Annotated in this window: 16 protein-coding genes and 1 pseudogene; 7 read left to right on the top strand and 10 right to left on the bottom strand. The window is 23.5% G+C overall.

Annotation, left to right across the window (positions count from 1 at the left end):
• Position 1 precedes the first annotated feature (1 nt).
• From ACXX86_RS01380 to ACXX86_RS01355, 6 genes are all read left to right on the top strand, one after another.
• Positions 2–1,057, top strand: a complete 1,056-nt coding sequence (locus ACXX86_RS01380; RefSeq protein WP_436358614.1) for an ABC transporter permease — start codon at positions 2–4, stop codon at positions 1,055–1,057.
• A complete protein-coding gene (locus ACXX86_RS01375) occupies positions 1,057–2,232 on the top strand; it encodes an ABC transporter permease (RefSeq protein ID WP_436358613.1) in 1,176 nt (391 codons plus the stop codon). The genes ACXX86_RS01380 and ACXX86_RS01375 overlap by 1 nt, the downstream gene beginning before the upstream one ends.
• 2 nt (positions 2,233–2,234) lie before the next feature.
• Positions 2,235–3,299, top strand: a complete 1,065-nt coding sequence (locus ACXX86_RS01370; protein ID WP_436358612.1) for an ABC transporter ATP-binding protein — start codon at positions 2,235–2,237, stop codon at positions 3,297–3,299.
• Positions 3,292–5,664 carry an ATP-binding cassette domain-containing protein gene (locus ACXX86_RS01365; protein ID WP_436358611.1) on the top strand — a complete coding sequence of 791 codons (2,373 nt, stop codon included), beginning with the start codon at positions 3,292–3,294 and terminating at the stop codon, positions 5,662–5,664. Before ACXX86_RS01370 ends, ACXX86_RS01365 begins: the two co-directional genes overlap by 8 nt.
• A 103-nt stretch (positions 5,665–5,767) precedes the next feature.
• The gene (locus ACXX86_RS01360) at positions 5,768–6,079 is read left to right on the top strand and encodes a DUF3899 domain-containing protein (protein ID WP_458559452.1); all 312 of its coding nucleotides are present in this window, start codon (positions 5,768–5,770) and stop codon (positions 6,077–6,079) included.
• A 187-nt stretch (positions 6,080–6,266) separates the two neighbouring features.
• Positions 6,267–9,473: a DUF262 domain-containing HNH endonuclease family protein gene (locus ACXX86_RS01355; RefSeq protein ID WP_458560623.1), complete on the top strand. Its 3,207-nt coding sequence runs from the start codon at positions 6,267–6,269 to the stop codon at positions 9,471–9,473.
• 148 nt (positions 9,474–9,621) lie between these two features.
• Here the strand turns inward: ACXX86_RS01355 and gyrB are convergent, their stop codons facing one another.
• A complete protein-coding gene (gene gyrB / locus ACXX86_RS01350) occupies positions 9,622–11,544 on the bottom strand; it encodes a DNA topoisomerase (ATP-hydrolyzing) subunit B (RefSeq protein ID WP_436358608.1) in 1,923 nt (640 codons plus the stop codon).
• A gap of 107 nt (positions 11,545–11,651) precedes the next feature.
• Positions 11,652–11,870, bottom strand: coding sequence for a 50S ribosomal protein L31 (gene rpmE, locus ACXX86_RS01345; RefSeq protein WP_436358606.1), 219 nt, complete (start codon positions 11,868–11,870; stop codon positions 11,652–11,654).
• Between the two features lie 131 nt (positions 11,871–12,001).
• Here rpmE and ACXX86_RS01340 point away from each other — a divergent pair, with 131 nt between their 5' ends.
• Positions 12,002–13,216: a formate/nitrite transporter family protein gene (locus tag ACXX86_RS01340; protein ID WP_436358605.1), complete on the top strand. Its 1,215-nt coding sequence runs from the start codon at positions 12,002–12,004 to the stop codon at positions 13,214–13,216.
• 78 nt (positions 13,217–13,294) lie between these two features.
• Here ACXX86_RS01340 and ACXX86_RS01335 read toward each other — a convergent pair whose 3' ends face one another.
• The 8 genes and pseudogenes from ACXX86_RS01335 to ACXX86_RS01300 form a co-directional block, all read right to left on the bottom strand.
• The gene (locus ACXX86_RS01335; protein WP_458557423.1) at positions 13,295–13,759 is read right to left on the bottom strand and encodes a deoxycytidylate deaminase; all 465 of its coding nucleotides are present in this window, start codon (positions 13,757–13,759) and stop codon (positions 13,295–13,297) included.
• Positions 13,760–13,960: 201 nt separating this feature from the next.
• Positions 13,961–14,731, bottom strand: a complete 771-nt coding sequence (locus tag ACXX86_RS01330; RefSeq protein WP_436358603.1) for a hypothetical protein — start codon at positions 14,729–14,731, stop codon at positions 13,961–13,963.
• Positions 14,732–14,740: 9 nt separating this feature from the next.
• Positions 14,741–15,157, bottom strand: coding sequence for a hypothetical protein (locus tag ACXX86_RS01325; protein ID WP_458559631.1), 417 nt, complete (start codon positions 15,155–15,157; stop codon positions 14,741–14,743).
• A 145-nt stretch (positions 15,158–15,302) separates the two neighbouring features.
• Positions 15,303–16,115 (bottom strand): hypothetical protein, encoded by an 813-nt coding sequence (locus ACXX86_RS01320; RefSeq protein ID WP_458557425.1) that lies wholly within the window; start codon positions 16,113–16,115, stop codon positions 15,303–15,305.
• An 11-nt stretch (positions 16,116–16,126) separates the two neighbouring features.
• A complete protein-coding gene (locus ACXX86_RS01315; protein WP_458560990.1) occupies positions 16,127–16,816 on the bottom strand; it encodes a hypothetical protein in 690 nt (229 codons plus the stop codon).
• A gap of 14 nt (positions 16,817–16,830) precedes the next feature.
• On the bottom strand, positions 16,831–17,130 hold the full coding sequence (locus ACXX86_RS01310; protein WP_458560989.1) for a hypothetical protein: 300 nt from the start codon (positions 17,128–17,130) through the stop codon (positions 16,831–16,833).
• Positions 17,131–17,675: 545 nt separating this feature from the next.
• Positions 17,676–18,482: a hypothetical protein gene (locus ACXX86_RS01305; protein WP_458557427.1), complete on the bottom strand. Its 807-nt coding sequence runs from the start codon at positions 18,480–18,482 to the stop codon at positions 17,676–17,678.
• Between the two features lie 184 nt (positions 18,483–18,666).
• A pseudogene (locus ACXX86_RS01300) lies at positions 18,667–19,030 on the bottom strand (hypothetical protein); the annotation flags it as partial.

Raw genomic sequence — 19,030 nt, 5'->3', positions numbered from 1 at the left:
AATGTTTAAATACTTTTTTAAGAGGCTTGGTTTAGCTATTATCACCTTTTTTATAATTATTTTTATAGTATATTTATTACAAGCTTCATTTGGTAAAAGTCCTTTTACCGAACAAAGTTTACAAGATGCCGCAAAAAGATTAAATCCAACAGGTGATGAAAACTTAAAAATCGATCCTAAATCATTTTATGGTTTTGATAAAGATCCAGTAACAAGGTTTGTTTTATGATTTAAAGATTTCTTTACAGGAAATGCAGGAATAATTTATTCAGACACAAGTGATTATAGTCAAAATATTCCAAAATTATTTTTTGAACCTTTAAGATGAACAATTGCTGTATCATTACCAGCGTTTGTATTAAGTGTTATTATTGGTATATCTTTAGGAGTAATTGCTGCTTATAATAGAGGAAAATGAATAGATAGTGCAATAACAACTTTTGTTACACTATTTGTTGCTTTACCAGCTTTTGTTATAGCACCTATTATTGTTTTAATTACTTCAAAAGCAGGATTACCATTTGAATTTAAAGATCCAAGAGATGTTCCTGTTGATATTACAATTGCTTCTTTAATAACACCAATCATTGTATTTACTTTATCATCATTGGCTGGATATACAATTTTTGTTAGAAATCAAGTTGTAACAGTTTTAACTTCAAATCAAGTTTTAATTGCCAAATCAAAAGGATTATCTAAGTGAAATATCTTTAAAAAACACGTTTTAAGAAACGCATCTGTTATTTTAGTAGGATCTATTTTATTCTCATATATAGGTTTACTATCAGGAAGTATTATTTTAGAAAAATTCTTTAGAATTCCTGGATCATCATCAATTATTGTTAATTACACTGAACAAGGAGAAATTAACGTTATTATGTTCTCACTTGTGTTCTTTACATCATTATCGATGGTTACATTAATATTTGTGGATATGTCTTATGCATGAATGGATCCAAGAATTAAAATTGCTAATTCAAATAGTTCTAGAAACTATTGATTATTATTTAAAAATTATTTAGTTAGAAGAAAAAGTTATCAAGGAGGGAAAAAATAATGGAAAAACAAAATTCAAGTTTAGCTTTTGAGAAAAAATATAAATTTTCCAAAGCTGATAAAGAACTTTTAAAACTTTCTGCCGCTAATAAAGATATTATTTCTTCATCTTCTGTAACCGGAAAACCTTCTAAACTACTTTTAGATGTTATTAAGAGGTTTTTTGCAAATAAATATGCAGTTATTGCTTTAGTTATCTTTATTTTATTAATTATTACAGCATTTATTTCTTGGCTAACTTCACCATTTTCAACAACTAAACCTATTTCTGGTGCTTCTCTTTCTTTAATTAAAGAGTTAAAACCAAGTTTTGAAGGAGATGTTACTTTTACCTTATCTACTGAGTTATTAGATAAAATTCATAAGCTAAATCCTGAACTAATAAAAGGAGAAGCAACAAACATCGCTCCAGAAACTTGATTAGTAACTTTAAATCCTTATGAAGTTATTAACGCTTTAAATGGAGATGAACATTCAAAAATTTATGCCTTTATGGGAACTGACTCATACGGAAGAGATATTTGATTAAGAACTTGAGTTGGAACATTAAACGCAATAGGAATTGCTTTTGCAATTGCAATTATTGAAACAATTATCGGAGTATCTGTCGGTGCTTTTCTTGGATTTAACGTAGGAAAAAAAATAGATACATACGGACTAAGATTAATTGAAATTTTTAATGCAATCCCTTGAGTAGTATTATTTATAATCTTAATTGGAATTTTTGGAACTAACACACCGGCAATTATTTTAATTCTATCATTAACAGGTTGAACCGGTGCTGCTGACACCACTAGATCCTTTACTATTACAGTAAAAGACGAAGAATATATTTATGCTTCACAAGCGATAGGTGCTTCAAAAATGAGATTAATATTTGCTCATATTTTACCTGCAATTTCCGGAAAATTAGCAAATAGTTTTGTTTTAAGAATTACCGCTGGAATTCAAGCAATAGCAGGAATTGCATTCCTTGGATTTATTAAAGAAGGTACAGATTCAGTACCTAATTTAGGACTTTTAATTACAAGTTCAGCAAGTTTAATTAATCAAAACCCTTGAGCACTTGCTTTCCCTTCAATTATTTTATTAATTATTTCACTTTCACTAAGATTTGTGGCATTAGGATTCCACGATGCCCTTGATCCAAAAGTTGTTAAAAAAGGAGCTAAATAAATATGGAAAAAGACTTAAATAAAGAAGAAATCCTTTTAAAAGTTAAAAATTTAAGAGTTTCCTTTAAAGATAAAAAACAAAAATTTATTAACATAGTACGTGGAGTGGACTTAAAAATTAAAAGAGGAGAAATTGTAGGATTAGTAGGTGAATCAGGTTCAGGAAAAACAGTAACTTCTAAAGCTCTTTTAGGAATAAATGAATTAGCTTATACCAAAAGTGATCAAATGGAAGTTTCTGGAATTGATATTTCCAAATTTACAAAAGATAAAGAATGATTAAAAATAAGAGGTAAAAAAATAGGTTATATACCTCAAGATCCGTTAACAGCCCTAAATCCAACTAGAACAATTGGAAAACAATTACTAGATGTTTTAGAAAAAGATTCTAGATTTAAATCAAAAAGTGAAAAAATTGATTACTTAGTAAATTTACTTGAATCTTTTGGAATTACTGAAGCAAGAAGTAGATTTAATGTTTATCCACATACTTTAAGTGGAGGACAAAAACAAAGAGTTGTGATTGCTATGGTTGTAGCAGCACAACCAGATTTAATTATTGCTGATGAACCTACAACAGCTCTTGATCCAACGGTTCAAGCATCTGTTTTAGCTTTATTTAATGAAATAAGAACAAAATACAAAATTTCTTTAATTTTTATTTCACATAACATTTCAGTAATTGCTAAATTCTGTGATTACATTTATGTTTTATATGCAGGAAAAGTCGTGGAAAGAGGAACGAGAAAAGATATTTTCACTGACCCAAGACATCCATATACTTGAGCTTTAATTAGTGCAATTCCTGAAAACAAAAATCAAAAACTTTACAACATAAAAGGAACCCCACCAGATATGGCTAATTTACCAGCTGGAGATCCCTTTGCACCAAGAAATGATTATGCTTTAGAAATTGATTTTGAAAAAGAACCACCTTTAATTGAGATTTCTAAAACTCATGCTGCTGCTACCTGATTATTACACCCAGATGCACCAAAAGTAGAATTAACAGAACAACTAAAAAGTAGATTAAAATTATTTAGAGAGGTTTTTAATAAAAATGAATAAAAATACGGAAAAAACAATATTAGATGTTAAAAATCTTAAAAAGTATTTTTACAATAAAAACGGAATTGTAAAAGCTGTTGATAAAATTAATTTCAAACTTTTTGAAGGAGAAGTTTTAGGATTAATTGGTGAATCAGGTTCAGGTAAAACAACTGTAGGTAGATCTATCATTAGATTATATGATAGATATAATGGACAAGTAACATTAGAAAATAGAATTATTTCTGGTAAAAAAATCGGAAGATCAAAAGATAAATTTATGAGAAAAAATATGCAAATGATTTTCCAAGATCCACATGCTTCTTTAAATGGACAAAAAAATATTTATTCTATTTTAAAAGAACCTTTAAAAGTTAATGGAATCATTAAAGACAAAATGGTGGATATTTTTAAAGATTGACAACAAGTTACTTCAAACTTCCATTATACTTTTTTAAGAAGATTCAAAGAGCAAAGATTAGATAACTTAAATAGTACTATTTTTGAAGCTAATGAATATTTTAAAGAATGAGAATTTCACTTTGATGACTTTGCTTCATTTGATCAATTATTTGAATCTAACACATATGAAGATATTTTCAATGCTTACTTTTCATATTTAACAAAAAGACAATTTCACGAATCAAAAGCTATTAATTTTATGTATAAAGGAGTTACTAATTTAAGTAATTTCTATTTCGAAAAACAAAAAGAATATAGAAATGGTGAATTGAGCTATGATGAAAAAGCATTAAGAGAATCAAAAGCAGCATTAGTTAAAGCAGAAGAATTAATCAAAAATTCAAGAGAAAATGTAGCGATTTTGGAACAAATTGCCCAAAAAGAAAAAGAGTTAAATGATTTCCAAACTTCTTGAAAAGAAAAGTGTACTAATTCCAAAAACTACGTAAAAAGCTATATTTATGAATTTAAATCAGAATATTTAATCAATTTAGATAACGCTTTACTTTCAACAGATTACAAAAACTATTCTTTTTTCTACAAAAGAGCAGTTATCAATTTATTTACAAAGGAATTTTTAAAAAATAAATCCTGATCTGGTGATTTAAAAAGTAATTTATTTTATTGATTATCTATCGAAGAAATTGATAAAATGGTTGAATTATTTAATAATCACAATAAACTTTTAATAGAAAAATATGAAAATAAATTTTTAAAAATACCTAACGAAAATAATGAGTTTTGAACTTCTAAAAAAGAATTAAAATCAGAATTACTTGCAGAATTTGCTAATGTTGATTTAGAACACTTTTTAAAAACAGCAGCAGATAAAAAAGTATTATATAAAAACAAAATTAAAGGTATTAAAGCAGAAATTGAAAAACTTAAAAAATCACTTTCAAAAGAAAAACATATTTTAGAAGAAGATAAAGTTAAATTCAATCTTTTACAAGCTATTCATAAGAAAAATAAACATATTTTTAATCACGAATTAGAAGACTTCAAAAAAGATTTTAAAGTATGAGAAACTAACATTAATGCTGAAATTAGCAAACAAGAAAAAGTTATAAAAAGCATAAGTGAAAAACAAAAAGTATTAGATGCAAAATTTGCTGAAATTCACAAAAGATTTTTAGTTTGAATTCACCAAAAATTAATAGCTGATGGATTAAATGCTCACGAAGTAAAAATTCAACTAGAATCATATAAACAAAAAGTAAATGAAAAATATTCATCTCTTAATTCATTTAATTTAGAATTAAAAGTATTAAGAAAAATTTACAATAGAATTACTTATTTACTTGGATTACACAACAACAATCAAAATCTAACAATAACTAAAAAAGTTGTTAAGAAAACTTTATATGATGAATCAATTTATAATGCACTTGAAGAAGTTGGTTTATTAAGACAATTTGCTTATCGTTACCCACATGAATTTTCTGGTGGTCAAAGACAAAGAATAGTTATTGCAAGAGCATTAATAAGCGAACCAAAAGTTATTATTGCTGATGAACCAATAGCTTCTCTTGATATTTCTATTCAAGCACAAATTGTTAACTTACTAAAAAGTTTAGTTGATAAAAAAGGAATTGGATTAATTTTTGTTGCACACGACTTATCAATGGTTGAATATATTGCTGATAATATTATTATTATGCATCTTGGAAAAATAGTTGAAAGAGGAAAAACAGAAGAAATTTATTCTAATCCAAAACACCCTTACACAATCAACTTATTTAAATCTATTCCAAAAATGTCAAATGCTAACGAACCATTTGAAGCATCTAATTTTGAATTAGATTATTTAAAAGAACAAAATTTCCCTAATGTTATTGAAGAAGAATTAGTTGATAATTCTTCAACACACAAAGTTTATGGAACAAAAAATCAATTGAATAAATGACTAAATAAAAATGAATAAAATTAAATTTTTTTGAAAAAATAAAATAATTAGAAAACTGAGAAAAATAGATTATATTTACTTAGTTTTCTGAATTATTACTTTTAGTGTTTTATTTCTCTTAATGACTTTAACATTTAATAAACTGAATTGATATAAGTCTTTATTTACAATTTCTTTTTTAATATTAGGAGTTACAGTTTTAGCTCTTGTTATAAAATGAGGACTTTTTGATATTTATTCTAAAGGAATAAAAAATTGAAACATAAAAAGAGAAAATAAAATATTAAAAGAAAATCAAATGGAAGAAAAAGAATTAATTTCAATTGAAAAATTAAGACAAGACAATAAAGAAAAAAGTTACCTAAATATTTTTATTGGTCTTGTTTGCTTTCTTATTTTATTTATCATTTCTTTGCCTTTCATTTTAATGTAAAGCAGTTAATACTGCTTTTTTTATTTTTAACAATTGATATATTACATATTTAATTTTTTAAATAATAGGCCATTTATTATTATAATGTAAATAATATATATGGAAAAAACCTTTATTTTCTCTATTAAAGGGCTTTTTATGTAATTTTATATTATAATTTAAATAATAGAATAGCAAAGTAGGAAAAATGAAACCATTAATATCAGATATATTTAAAGATTTGTTCTTTTTGTCCAAAGACAACAAGAAAGACAATAAAATAAAAGAAATAATAATTCCAAGATTTCAAAGAAAATTTGTTTGAAACGAAAGAGAAGCAAGTAATTTTATTAAAAAATTTATTAATTTTTACAAAGAAGAAAATAATAACACAACTGAAAATAATGATTTATATTTTGGAACTTTTGTAGTTTTAAGGGAAAATCCACAAAAAGATAAAATAAATATCATTGATGGGCAACAAAGATTCTTGACTACTTTTATTTTTTTAAAATCTTTACATGATTTTTTCTTAGAAAAAGAAGATGAAATAAAAGTTAATTTATTAAAGGGAAAATGAGAAGAAAACAAAGTAGCCATTCAAAATAAAGTTTTAAAATTAGATATAAAATTTGAAAACAAAAATTCAAATTCCTTTTTTGATAAAATAAAAAAACCGGAAAATACATGAGATAGAATCACTACTTTAGCAAAAGAGTCACCAAGGGAATATGAACCATTTTACAGTATTTATAATTATTTTTTAAAACTTTTAAGAGAAGAATTTAAAGAAGAGAACAAACTTTATAATTTAATAGAAAAATTTCACAAAGCAAACCAAAATGACGAAAAAAATTTTAATATTGTTGTTTTAATAGTTGAAACCAAAGAAGAAGCAATTGAATGATATAGAGAACAAAATTATATTGGTATTAAGTTAAGGGATTATGAATTAATTAAAAATATTATTTACTCTAACCTTCCAGATAGTCAAATTTTTGAAGATATTTTTAATGATTCTAAAATAGATAATAATGTTTTAGATAGATTCTTTTATCTTTTTGTTAACCACTTAAATTTTGCAAATACAGAACATTATTCAGATTCAAAAGCAGATGAAAAATTCAATGTTTATGAAAAATTTGAAAGTTGATGAAGAGACAATAAACAAGATTACAAAACAAAAGAAAAAATGATCATTGATTATTATGAAAATTTCAAAACTTTAAGATTGATTTGAAATGATGAAAATATTGAAAGAAAATTAAGCACAGAAAAGACAAAAGATATAAAAATTGAATTATTTAAGTTAAAAACTCTTATAAATGAAAACAAAGGTTCTTTATTTTTTTGCTATCTAATTTTAATAGAAATTTGTGACAAAGATAAAGGTGATAAAGATAAATTACTAAACGCTATTAAATTTTTTAACAATTTAATTTCTAGAATTCAAATTTCTAATCTTTCAAGAAACATTAATTGAAAAACTTTATTTTTAAAATTTTATTGAGAAATTAAAAATAGTGGAGATTTTAATTCATTTAAATCAATTTTAAAAGATTATATAGAAGAAGCAAATAAAAAAGAAATTTTTAACATTGATGATGAAATTATAAAAAACTCCTTACTAAATCATTTTTTATACAATAAACAAAATAAAATTGCAGACTTTTTACTGTTTTATGATTTATCATTAGAAGACATTAATAAAAATTACCAAATTGAACACATTTTTGCACAAAATTTAAGTTCGGATAATGAAGGTTTGGAAAGTTCAGAAATCGAAAACATAAGAAGTAATTATTTACATACAATTGGTAATTTAACACTTCTTAATGATAAAACAAATGCTTCGTTAGGTAATTTAAATTTTAAAGAGAAAAAACAAAGTTATATTACTTCTGATTTTAAACTAAATAAATATTTTAAAGAAGTAGATATATGAAATCAAGAAGAAATAGAAAAAAGAACAATTTTTATTTTTGAAAAAAACTTTAAAAACAAATATAAATATTCTCAATTGATTGGTGGAGAAAAAGTTGAAGCAAGAAGTAAAAATATAGAAAATACGGAAAAAATACAGAAAAAAGTTATAGAGAATGATGATTTACCTTCAACTCATTCTTATACAAAATTAAAAAATAAAATTAGTTTAAATGACTTTTCAAAAACTAAATATATTGTTTTTGAAAATAAAACATATGACTTAACTAACAAAAAAGCGAAAGAAAATATTGAAAAAATTTATCAAGATATAGCAGATAATTATTTTGATTTAATTATCCAAAAACAAGAGTCGATTTTAAAATTAGGAAATTTTCTAAAAAACAAAGAAAAAAAAACAAATTCCTACCAATATCATTTATTAAATAAAACCGGTTTATATTTCCATCTTCATGCTTCTAATGAAATTAAGATGATGTATCTTTTCAAATTTGCACAAATTTTAAATTTGGAAAACAAAATAAAATTTCTTGATGAGTTACCAAATAATGATTTAGAGATAAAAGAAAGCAAAGTGATATTAACTAATAAAATTAATAATAATTTTTCAATAATTAATAATTTAAATTTTAAAAGTGTTGAAAACAAAACGATAGAAAAAGACAAAATAAAATTTATTTACTTTAATAATGAATGTTTTGATATGCAAAAAAATAAATTTTATTTAGTGATTCACAAAATTTATAATTATTTATTTGAAAATTTTATTAATGAAATAAATAACAAACAAAAAGAGATTTCGCTTATTAAAAACTTTTCATTTGCAGAGAAAAAAGAAGGAAATAAATATAAATATTCTTCTGTTCCGGGAACAAATTTATTTATATCTTTAGAAGGCGATAAAGAAAGAAGAATGAAACAATTGTTTAAACTATTGCAAGTTCTAAATTTAGATAATTTACTAGAATTACAAATAGAAAAAGATGAAAAATTTGAAAAAATAGTATCTAAGCACATGTTTCATAATAAAAACAAACAAGAAAGTATTAATAAAGAATCTAAAGATGTCAAAACTTATGATAACTCTCATGAATTATTTATGATTAATGAAAACAATTTTAAAAAAATTAATAATGATCAAGTAAGAGATGATAAAGTAAAATACATTATTTTTAAAAATACAAAATTTATTTTTGAAAAGCATTTAAGCATTTTGCTTAATAAAATATATAAGAATATAACAGAAAACCACTTAGAATTAATAAACCAAAAACAAAATGAATGATTAAATTTAGCTAGTCTCTCTACAGATAAAGTTAAACACTCACAACCAAAACGACTCTATGCAAAATTAATTGACAATTTTTATATCTCTCATTCTTTTGATAATGTGACAAAAATTAAGTTATTATATAGATTTTGTAATATTTTAAATTTATCTAGTGAACTAAAAATATTTATAAAAAAATAAAATCAAAACAAAAAAGCAATAACATAAATTTAACATATTTCAATTATGTTAACGCTTACAGTTTTGATTTTTTATTTTCCTGAATTTGGGTTTATGGGTTGCAAAACTGAAGAAAAAAACAAGAATCAAAGTTCTTGTTTAATTATTCTTATAAATCGATATTTTTAACAAATTTAGCGTTTTCTTCAATAAATTCACGTCTTGGTCCAACTTCTTCTCCCATAAGTTGTTCAAATACTTGTGAAGCAATCATAGCATCTTTAATTTGCACTTGAAGCATTTTTCTTACAGCGGGATCCATGGTTGTTTCTCAAAGTTGTTGTGGATCCATTTCTCCAAGTCCTTTGTATCTTTGAATGGAGAATTTACTATCACCTATTCTTTGTAAAATTTCTTCTTTTTGAGCATCATTATAAGCGTATTCATCTTTTTTATTATAAGAAATTTTGTATAAAGGTGGCTGGGCTATGTAGATAAATCCATATTCAATTAATGGTCTAAAGTATCTATATAAGAAAGTTAAAAGAAGAGTTCTAATGTGAGCACCATCAACGTCGGCGTCGGTCATTATAACAATTTTGTGATATCTAAGTTTATTAATATTAAATTCTGGACCAATACCTGTTCCAAAAGCGGTAATTAAAGAAAGGATTTCTTCGTTTTTAAAGACTTTTTCATCACTTGTTTTTTGAGAGTTAATAACCTTTCCTCTTAAAGGTAAAATAGCTTGATAGTGACGATCTCTACCCATTTTAGCACTACCACCAGCAGAGTTTCCCTCCACAATGTAAAGTTCAGCAATTTCAGCATTTTTTGTTGAACAATCAGCTAATTTTCCAGGTAGCGATCCAACTTCAAAAGGATTTTTTCTCTTTGTTGCTTCTCTTGCAGAAGCAGCAGCTTTTCTAGCTTTTTGAGCAAGTAAATTTCTTTCAATGATTTTTCTTGCTTCTCCTGGATTTTCATTTAAGTATCTTTCAAAAACTTCAGAAAAGATTTTATTTACAGCGGGTCTTACGTCTTTATTAATCAATTTACCTTTAGTTTGTCCTTCAAACATAGGATCGCTATGTTTGATGGAAATTACAACAAACATACCTTCTCTTAAGTCTTCTCTTGAAAATTTATCTGCTTCAGATTTTAAAAATTTATTTTCAATTGCATAATTATTTAAAATTCTAGATAAAGAGTCAAATAAACCGGTTTCATGAGTTCCACCTTCTTTGTTATAGATGTTATTGGCATATGTTAAGATTTCTTCTCTATCTTCAGTTACATATTGTAGTGCTACTTCTACATTTATGTCTGTTGATTTTTCTTCGCCTAAATTAAAAATACCTTCAGCATAAATGGATTTTTCTGTAACTTTTTCATATCCTTTAGTTAATTCAGAAATGTAGTCAATAATTCCACCTTCAAAGTGAAATTCCTTTTTAATATTCACTCTTTCGTCTTGAACAATAAATTTTAAACCTTTTGTTAGGTAGGCAGTTTGTTTGATTCTATCAATAACTGTTTCTAGTTTGAATTCATGTTGTTCCATGATTTCAAAATCTGGTTTAAACATAATGGTGGTTCCTGTTTCATCACCACATTCACCAACCACTTTTAAGTCATCAACTTTTTTTCCACCATTTACAAATTCTTGGAAATAAACTTTATGGTCCCTTTTAATTCAAACTTTTAAATTAGAACTTAAAGCATTAACTACAGAAGCGCCAACACCGTGTAAACCACCAGAAACTTTATAAGCACTACTATCGAATTTACCACCAGCGTGAAGAACTGTTAAAACTACTTCTGCAGCAGAAACTCCGTGTTTTGGATGGATATCCACAGGGATTCCTCTACCATTATCACTAACTTTAACATATCCATCTTTAGTTAAAGTTACTTCGATTGTGTTGGCAAATCCAGCAAGTGATTCATCAACTGCATTATCTACTATTTCTCAAATTAAATGGTGTAAAGCAATTATTCCAGTTCCACCAACATACATTCCAGGACGCTTTCTAACAGCTTCTAATCCTTCAAGAGATTGAATACTACTTGCTCCATACTCTTTACTCATAACTACCTCTTTCTTTTTGTCTTATAATTTATTATTAAATTATACTCTTTTTAATCGTTTTTAGAATAAAAAAATCAATGGAAAACCATTGATTAATTTGAATTAGTTTATTTTTTGTGGTTTTTTGCAAATGATGCCATTCTGTTGAATCTTTCAATTCTTCCTGTTGCTCTTGCAAGAGATTTATCTCCAGTAAAGAATGAGTGGCATCCAGAACATACATCAACAGAAATTTTATTTACTGTTGAACCAAAAGTAAATTCAGTTGAACAAGTTGAACATACTGCTTTTACAGTTTGATATGTAGGATGGATATCTTTTTTCATATTTCCTTTCACATAGGAACTTTGTTCCCATATTTTCGTATTCTAATTTTGTTTAAATATATTAAATTAGTATTATAATAATAACATAAATTTTATTAATTAAGGTAAAATTTTAAAAAAAACGAGGAAATATGCACGATTATAAGAGTAACTTTACCAATGCAATGGATTATGGTTATCAAAAGACTAAACTTGTGTGATGAAAAATCTTTTTAATGGGGATTTTAGCATCAGTTTATGTTGCAATAGCTTATGTAGCTTATGTTTATATTTTGTCATGATATGGTAATGATGAATTAAAACAAACAGGTGAATTTCACTTATCTGGCCCAGCTTTATTTGTTGCTTCATTAATTTTCCCAGTTGGTTTGATGATGATTACAATTCTTGGTGGTTCGCTTTTCACTTCAGATACATTAGCAATGCTTGCTGTATTTGATAAAAAAGCACGTTTATACAAGGTTTTTAGAAATTTAGGAATTGTTTTTCTTGGAAATTTAGTTGGAGCTTTAATTTCTGCAGCAATTTTAAGAGGTGCTGCAGCTTTCAAAGCAGAACAACTAAGAGTTATAGAATATTTAATAACTAAAAAAGTTTCAAGTTATTGATGAGAAATTCTGTTTTCTTCAATGTTTTCAAACTTAATTGTTGCTGGAACTGTTTGATCAACTTTAGCAACAAGAGGGGCAATTGGAAAAATTTTCATAATTTTCTTCTTTATTTGATTATTTACAATAACAGGATTTCACCATGTTATTGCTAACTTAATTATTTTTTCATTTGGGTGATTATTTAGCGATATTGAATATGTTCAATATTTTAAAAATGGAAATGAACAAGTTATTTTAGATTGAGCTCATAATGCTATAAATAACGGAGTTATTACAAAAGATTATGTCTTAGCCCACATTATAAATGTTAATGCAGATGGTGTAAAAGGATTTAAAGATACTTTATATAACATAATTAATATAAATTCAGCTCATAAATTATCAGCTTACAATATTGATTGAACACTAAAAGCTTTCTTTGTAAATGCATTACCTGCTTTAGTAGGTAACTGATTCTCTGGAGCAATTATTTTACCTGTATCTTATTGAGCTATTGTTAAATTTAAAGCAGGTAAATACGGAACAATTGATACAGAAATTATTATTGAAGATGAAATTAGAGAAGTTATTAAGAACACAGATGTTGATAATCTTCATGAAGCTGAAAAAATTGCTTATGTTAATCTAAAAAGAAAACAAAAAGAAGAAATTAAAGAAGAATTAAAAAGAGAAGTTTGATTCGATAAATGATTTAGAAAATTTAAAAACAAAAAAAATAACAAAGATAAAAAATAACGACTATAAAAATAAAGTAGGTAAAATTTACCTACTATTTTTTATAAATACACTGGTTTTTCCTTTATAAAAGTAAAATTATAGTTGTAAAGTTATTTTGCTTTCTTCAAGTTTTCTTGTTTTTACAAAAGAATCTTTAAATATTTTTCTTGCAATTCAAGCATCTTCAGTATCATGATATTTATCTTGAAAATAAACAACTTCTTTTATTCCTGATTGTACTATTGTTTTTGCACAATTAGAGCAAGGGAATAAGGAAGTATATAAAATAGAATTTTCTAAAGAAGTAATTGAATTTAAAATCGCATTAATTTCTGCATGTACTACATATGCATATTTAGTTTCTTTAGCGTTTTCACCTTCTCTTTGTCAAGGGAAGTCATCGTCATTTCCAGAAGGCATTCCATTATAACCTAATCCTATAACTCTTTTTCTTTGATTTATAATACAAGCTCCAACTTTAGTATTTGGATCTTTTGAACGTAAAGCACTCAATTTTGTTAATGCCATAAAATATTGATCTCAATTTATTATTTTTTCCATAGTTTATATTATATAGGAAAATAACAAAAAATTAAGAACGGCTCACCCTTCTTAACATATTAACCTATGAAATAATGCTTTCTGCATCGGAAATATTATCGTACTGAAACATTTAGTTTCGATAATCCTTCATATCAATGAAGAATTATTAACATTATAGCATATTTTTGTTATAAGTCAATAATTTTATAAATAAGTATTTTATTGATTATTATTTGGAATTTGAGTTTTAATGAATTCTAAATGTTTTTTAACTGCTAATAAAAAATCATTTGTTTCTTCTTGTTGTTCTGGTCCTTTAACTGTGTTTTTTAAGTGTTCAAATGTATATTGTAATCTATTAAAATTTTCTTTACTTGGATTATTAAAGAAAGTTTCGGTTCGATCTGTATATTCTTCATAAAAATTGTTGGAATATCTAATTTGATTTGTATTATCAGGTTGGAAAAAACTTAAATTAGAAAAAATATTTGAAAATGTTCAGATAGATAATAAAGAAATAAAAAGTGAGAAAAATATTTTTTTATTAGGTAAAAAAGGTATTAAAGTAGAAACAACAAAAATCTGAAATATAACTATATGAAAAATTAAATTTTTAATATTATTATTCTTTTTAGATTCATGATTTAAACTATCAATTAATTTATTAAAAGTTTCAGTAACTTCTTTCAAAGAACTTTTTGCTTTATTACTAGTATCTTGATCAGAAGAAAATTCTGATAAATTGAAATAATTTTTAAAATTTTTATATAAATCATTTTTTCTATATTTTTCCTTTGTATTTGAAAAAATATCTTCATATTTTAAACTCAGAATATCTTCTTTTAATTTTAGTAACTCATTTTTTCCTTCATTTGTTAAATTATTAATAAATTTTTTTATATTTTTTTCATTTTTTAATTCTGGAATAATATTTAATTTGTATTCTATTTTAGGTGTTGATTTTGAATTAATAGTAAAATTTCAAATCATTGTATTTTATTAATTTTCCTTGGTAAATACATAAAATAGAAAATCTGTTTTTCTTTTTTCTCTATCCATTCCTACGTGAATTTGAAGATGTTTTTTAAATAAATTATCTAAATATACAAGCAACAGAAGAATAACGGCTAAAGAAAATAAAATAATTGCTACATTAGAACTTTTTAAATAAATATTTGCAAAGTTAAGAGCACTTGCACTTAAAAATAAAAGAATAATACATAAAAAATTTACTATCATTATTTTTTTAAAATTTCTAATTTGTTTTTCAGTCATTATTTTAGAATTTTCCATTCTTTCTTTATTAGTAAAGCAAATATAAAGTTCTCAAAGTTTTGCTTCTTTTGGAGGATTATTTTTACTAAAATAATTTTTTGAAATAAGTAACAAACTTCCTATAATAAAACCCCCAATCACTAATGATATTGTTAAGTAAAAATTAAATCTTTGTAAATCAAAAAATAAATTATAAACCGAAAATCCAATTATTAATACTATAATAAAACTAAAAAATAAAACATTCAAAAAAAGAAAGAAAATCTTTATAAATTTTAAATTTTTGTTAGTAGTTTCCATAATGTGAACCGTGACCATAAAATTTTCTTTCTATTTCATTTAAATTTTTGTTAATAGCATTAATAAAGTCATTTAATTCTTCATTATCTGCACCACTTTTTTGTATAAATTCTTGATTCCATAGTCTTTGAAAAATTTTTCTAAGTTCTATTAAATTTTCTTTTGAAGGATCAGCAAAGTACACCAATCTTTGTTGTGTATAATTTTCTAAAAATTCTTTAATATATGAAGACATATAAGTATAATCTTTCTCTGTTAAAGTAGATCCAGCTATAGAAGTTCCTACTGAAGCAGCGAGAAGAGTTCCTGAAACAACACCGGAAACAGCAGCACTTGCACCAAAAGTAAAAGGTATTGCAGTTATACCAAGAAGACCTATAAATACTTGAGAACCAATTATTCAACCTTTTTTTGTTACATAGTCATTTCTATCATTAGAAATTCTATTTTTATAAGATTCATATGTTTTTTTTAGTTCCTCAAATGTGGTTTCTTCATAAGTTAAGGAACTTCTGTCAGAAATAAAATATTCTTTTGTTTTTAAAGAAGATTTTATTTCATTGTAAAAAATGCTTTTTTTATATTCTTCTTTAATTCTTTCAAAACTTCTTTTAGGAAATTTTAAGCCTGAAAGTTTGTAAAAATCCTCATAATTTAAATTTAACACTTTTTCTGCTAATTTTAAAAGTCTTATTTTATGTTTTTCTGATAAAGAATTTATCATTTCTTTATAGACGAATTTATTTTTACTTTCATTTTTATAATTTAAATTTTGTATATGTTGAACATTGATTTCCATGTTTTCTCCTTTTAATTTTTTAATTTTGTTTTTAATAGATCTAAAACTAATGTATAAAAATTAAATACTATATATAAAGATAAAACCTCATTTTTATAATATTTTTCTATTTTTACTTTGTGAAAAGAATCAGAAATAAAATTTTGAAATAACTCCAATTTATTTTTAATATTTTTATCTTGTTTATTTAAGAAGAAATTTAATCCATAATTTTGCTCTATGTTTTCTAATTTATTTTTAGTTAAGAAAACAGAAAAGAAAGAATCTCTTAATTCAAAAATAACTTCAATTTTTTCAAAAAAATTTCTTTTTCTTTTAATTAAATATATTAAAAATTTTTTTAAATTTGGAAAATTATTAATTTCTATTTTAAACTTTTCAAAATTCTTAAGTATTTTTTCATAATTTTTATAAAAATTCATTTTAGAACCAAGTAATTGAAAATATAAATCACTTATTATATTATCTTTAAAATATTTTCACAATTCTAAATTGCAAGTTTTTTTCATAAAATTAAAGTTTTGTTCTATTAATTTTAGTGATAATAACAATTTTTTTCTAAAATATATATTTTTTTCATATAAATAAGTTAATTTAAAGATTTGTGAAAGTTTTGAAGCAAATTTATATTTTTCATTTGTGTAATAAAAATTTAATATTGGATGTTTTTTATAATAAATTGGTTTTATTTCTTTAGACAAAATTATTTCCAATTTTATTTTGCTAATTTTTTTTTAATTAAGTAAGATTTATAAACTTCGTTATTTATATATGATTTTTCTATGTTAAGTGTCTCTTCTATTTTTTCTCAATCTGTATTTTTTTCTTTAAGATTTTGATTATTTTTAGGAAATAAAATATCTAAATCATTAGGTTTAACATCTATAAAACCATCTAAGTAAAAGCTGAAACTCCCTTGGATTATAAAAGGGATATCGACTTTTAAAATAGATTTTAATAGTAAATTAATTATTTTTAAATTATCTTTTATAAGAAAATTATTTTTTATAAACATAAAATAAAATATCACTTCACTTTATTTTTCTCCCCATTCCTACATGGATTTGTAAATATCTATTTAAAAAAAATATAATATATAAAATTAACATAAAAGAAATGAAAGTTAATACTTGAGTTAGACTAAGAAAAATAAAATTTTCAAAATTTCAAATATTTACTTTGAAACAAATATTGAAAATAATTAATAGAGTAAAAGAAATGTATAAAAATGTTATGATAAATTTAATTATTTTTAGTTTTTCTTGACTGATTTTCTTCGTAGATTTAACTCTATCATAATTAGGAATACAAAAATAAAATTCTCAAATTTTTACGTCTGTTTCATAATTAAATTTTTTATTTTTTTTAGTTATAATATTTAAAATTACTATTGGAATGGGTATTAATTTAGATAAAATTTTATAGTACCATAAATCATTTTTTACAAAAATTAAATTTTGTATAATAAATCATAAAAATAAAATTAACAAACTTAATATAAAAGTAATATGAAAAAAAATAAAAACATTTTTTAAAATAACATATTCTTTTTTTGTTATTTTAATAATTTCCATAATAATTAGAATAACCAACTAAAATATCTTTTAATCTCATTAAATCTTTGTGCAAAAATTCTAGAAAATTATTTAATTCTGTGTTTGAATCGTTTCTATATTTTACAAAATCTTTTTCTAAAAATTGATTATAATAACGGAATAATCTATCTCAGTTTGCTTGAGTTTGATGGTTTAAAAATACAAGTCTTCCATCTGTATACTCTTCAATTAAATTATTTAAATATTTTAAATTTCTTCCGTTTTCATTTTCACCTTGTGCTAAATTAGCAATTAAAGTTCCTAAAGAAACAAAAGATAAAACTCCACTAATTACTGGAGACAAAAATGAAACAGCTCCAATTCAAGTAGCCTTATCACTAATATTTTCTAATGTTTTTTTTCTATTTTCTAAACTATTAGAGTCTTGTTTAAGTTTTTTGCTATAAATATTGTACATATTTTGTAATTCTTCAAATGTTGTAGCTTCATCTGAAATTCTACTTCTTGTAGAAATAAAATATTCTCTTGTTTTTAAGGAAGATTTAATTTCATTATAAAAAATATTTTTTTTATATTCTTCTTTAACTCTTTCAAAACTTCTTTTTGGAAATTTTATAAAAGACAATTTATAAAAATCTTCATATTTTAAGTTAAGTACTTTGTCAGCAAGTTTTAAAATCCTAACTTTAGTTTTTTCTGGCAAGTTTAGTAATATATTTTTATAATCAATACTTTTAATTTTATGTGTATTTTCAAAATTATTTTTATTAATTTCTGATATATTTTTATTAATTTCAATGTTAAAATTCATAATTCTCCTTATTAATATTTTCCAAAATTTCTTTGGAATACAATTATATTACTAAAAATAAAAATATTCATAAAAATCCAAATTTTTTTTGAAAACTTGAATTTTTTTATTATTTTTTAATAAATTTATCAATTTCTATATTAATTTAGAAAAAATAAATGATTATTTTTGCTTGTTAATCTTATTATTTATTAAGTTTATATTTTCTATTTTTATTTTCTCCAATAGATATTAACTTATTATTTTTAACCATATTTAAAAGTATTTTTCTAACTCTTGAAGATTTAATATTTAAAAGTTTTTCTATATCTTTAGATTTAAATTCTTCTTGTTGTTTTGCAAAATTTAAAACAATAAGTTCCTGATCTAAATTTTTATTTTCTTTATTAGCATCATTTTTAACATTCTTAAGATCTTTATTATGCTTTTTATTTTTTAGTTTATATTTCCTGTTTTTATTTTCTCCAACAGATTCTAATTTATGACTGTTAATCATATTTAAAAGTATTTTTCTAACTCTTGAAGATTTAATATTTAAAAGTTTTTCT

This window comes from Mycoplasma sp. CB776 (assembly GCF_054343395.1).
This window is presented reverse-complemented; position numbering and strand designations above follow the sequence as displayed.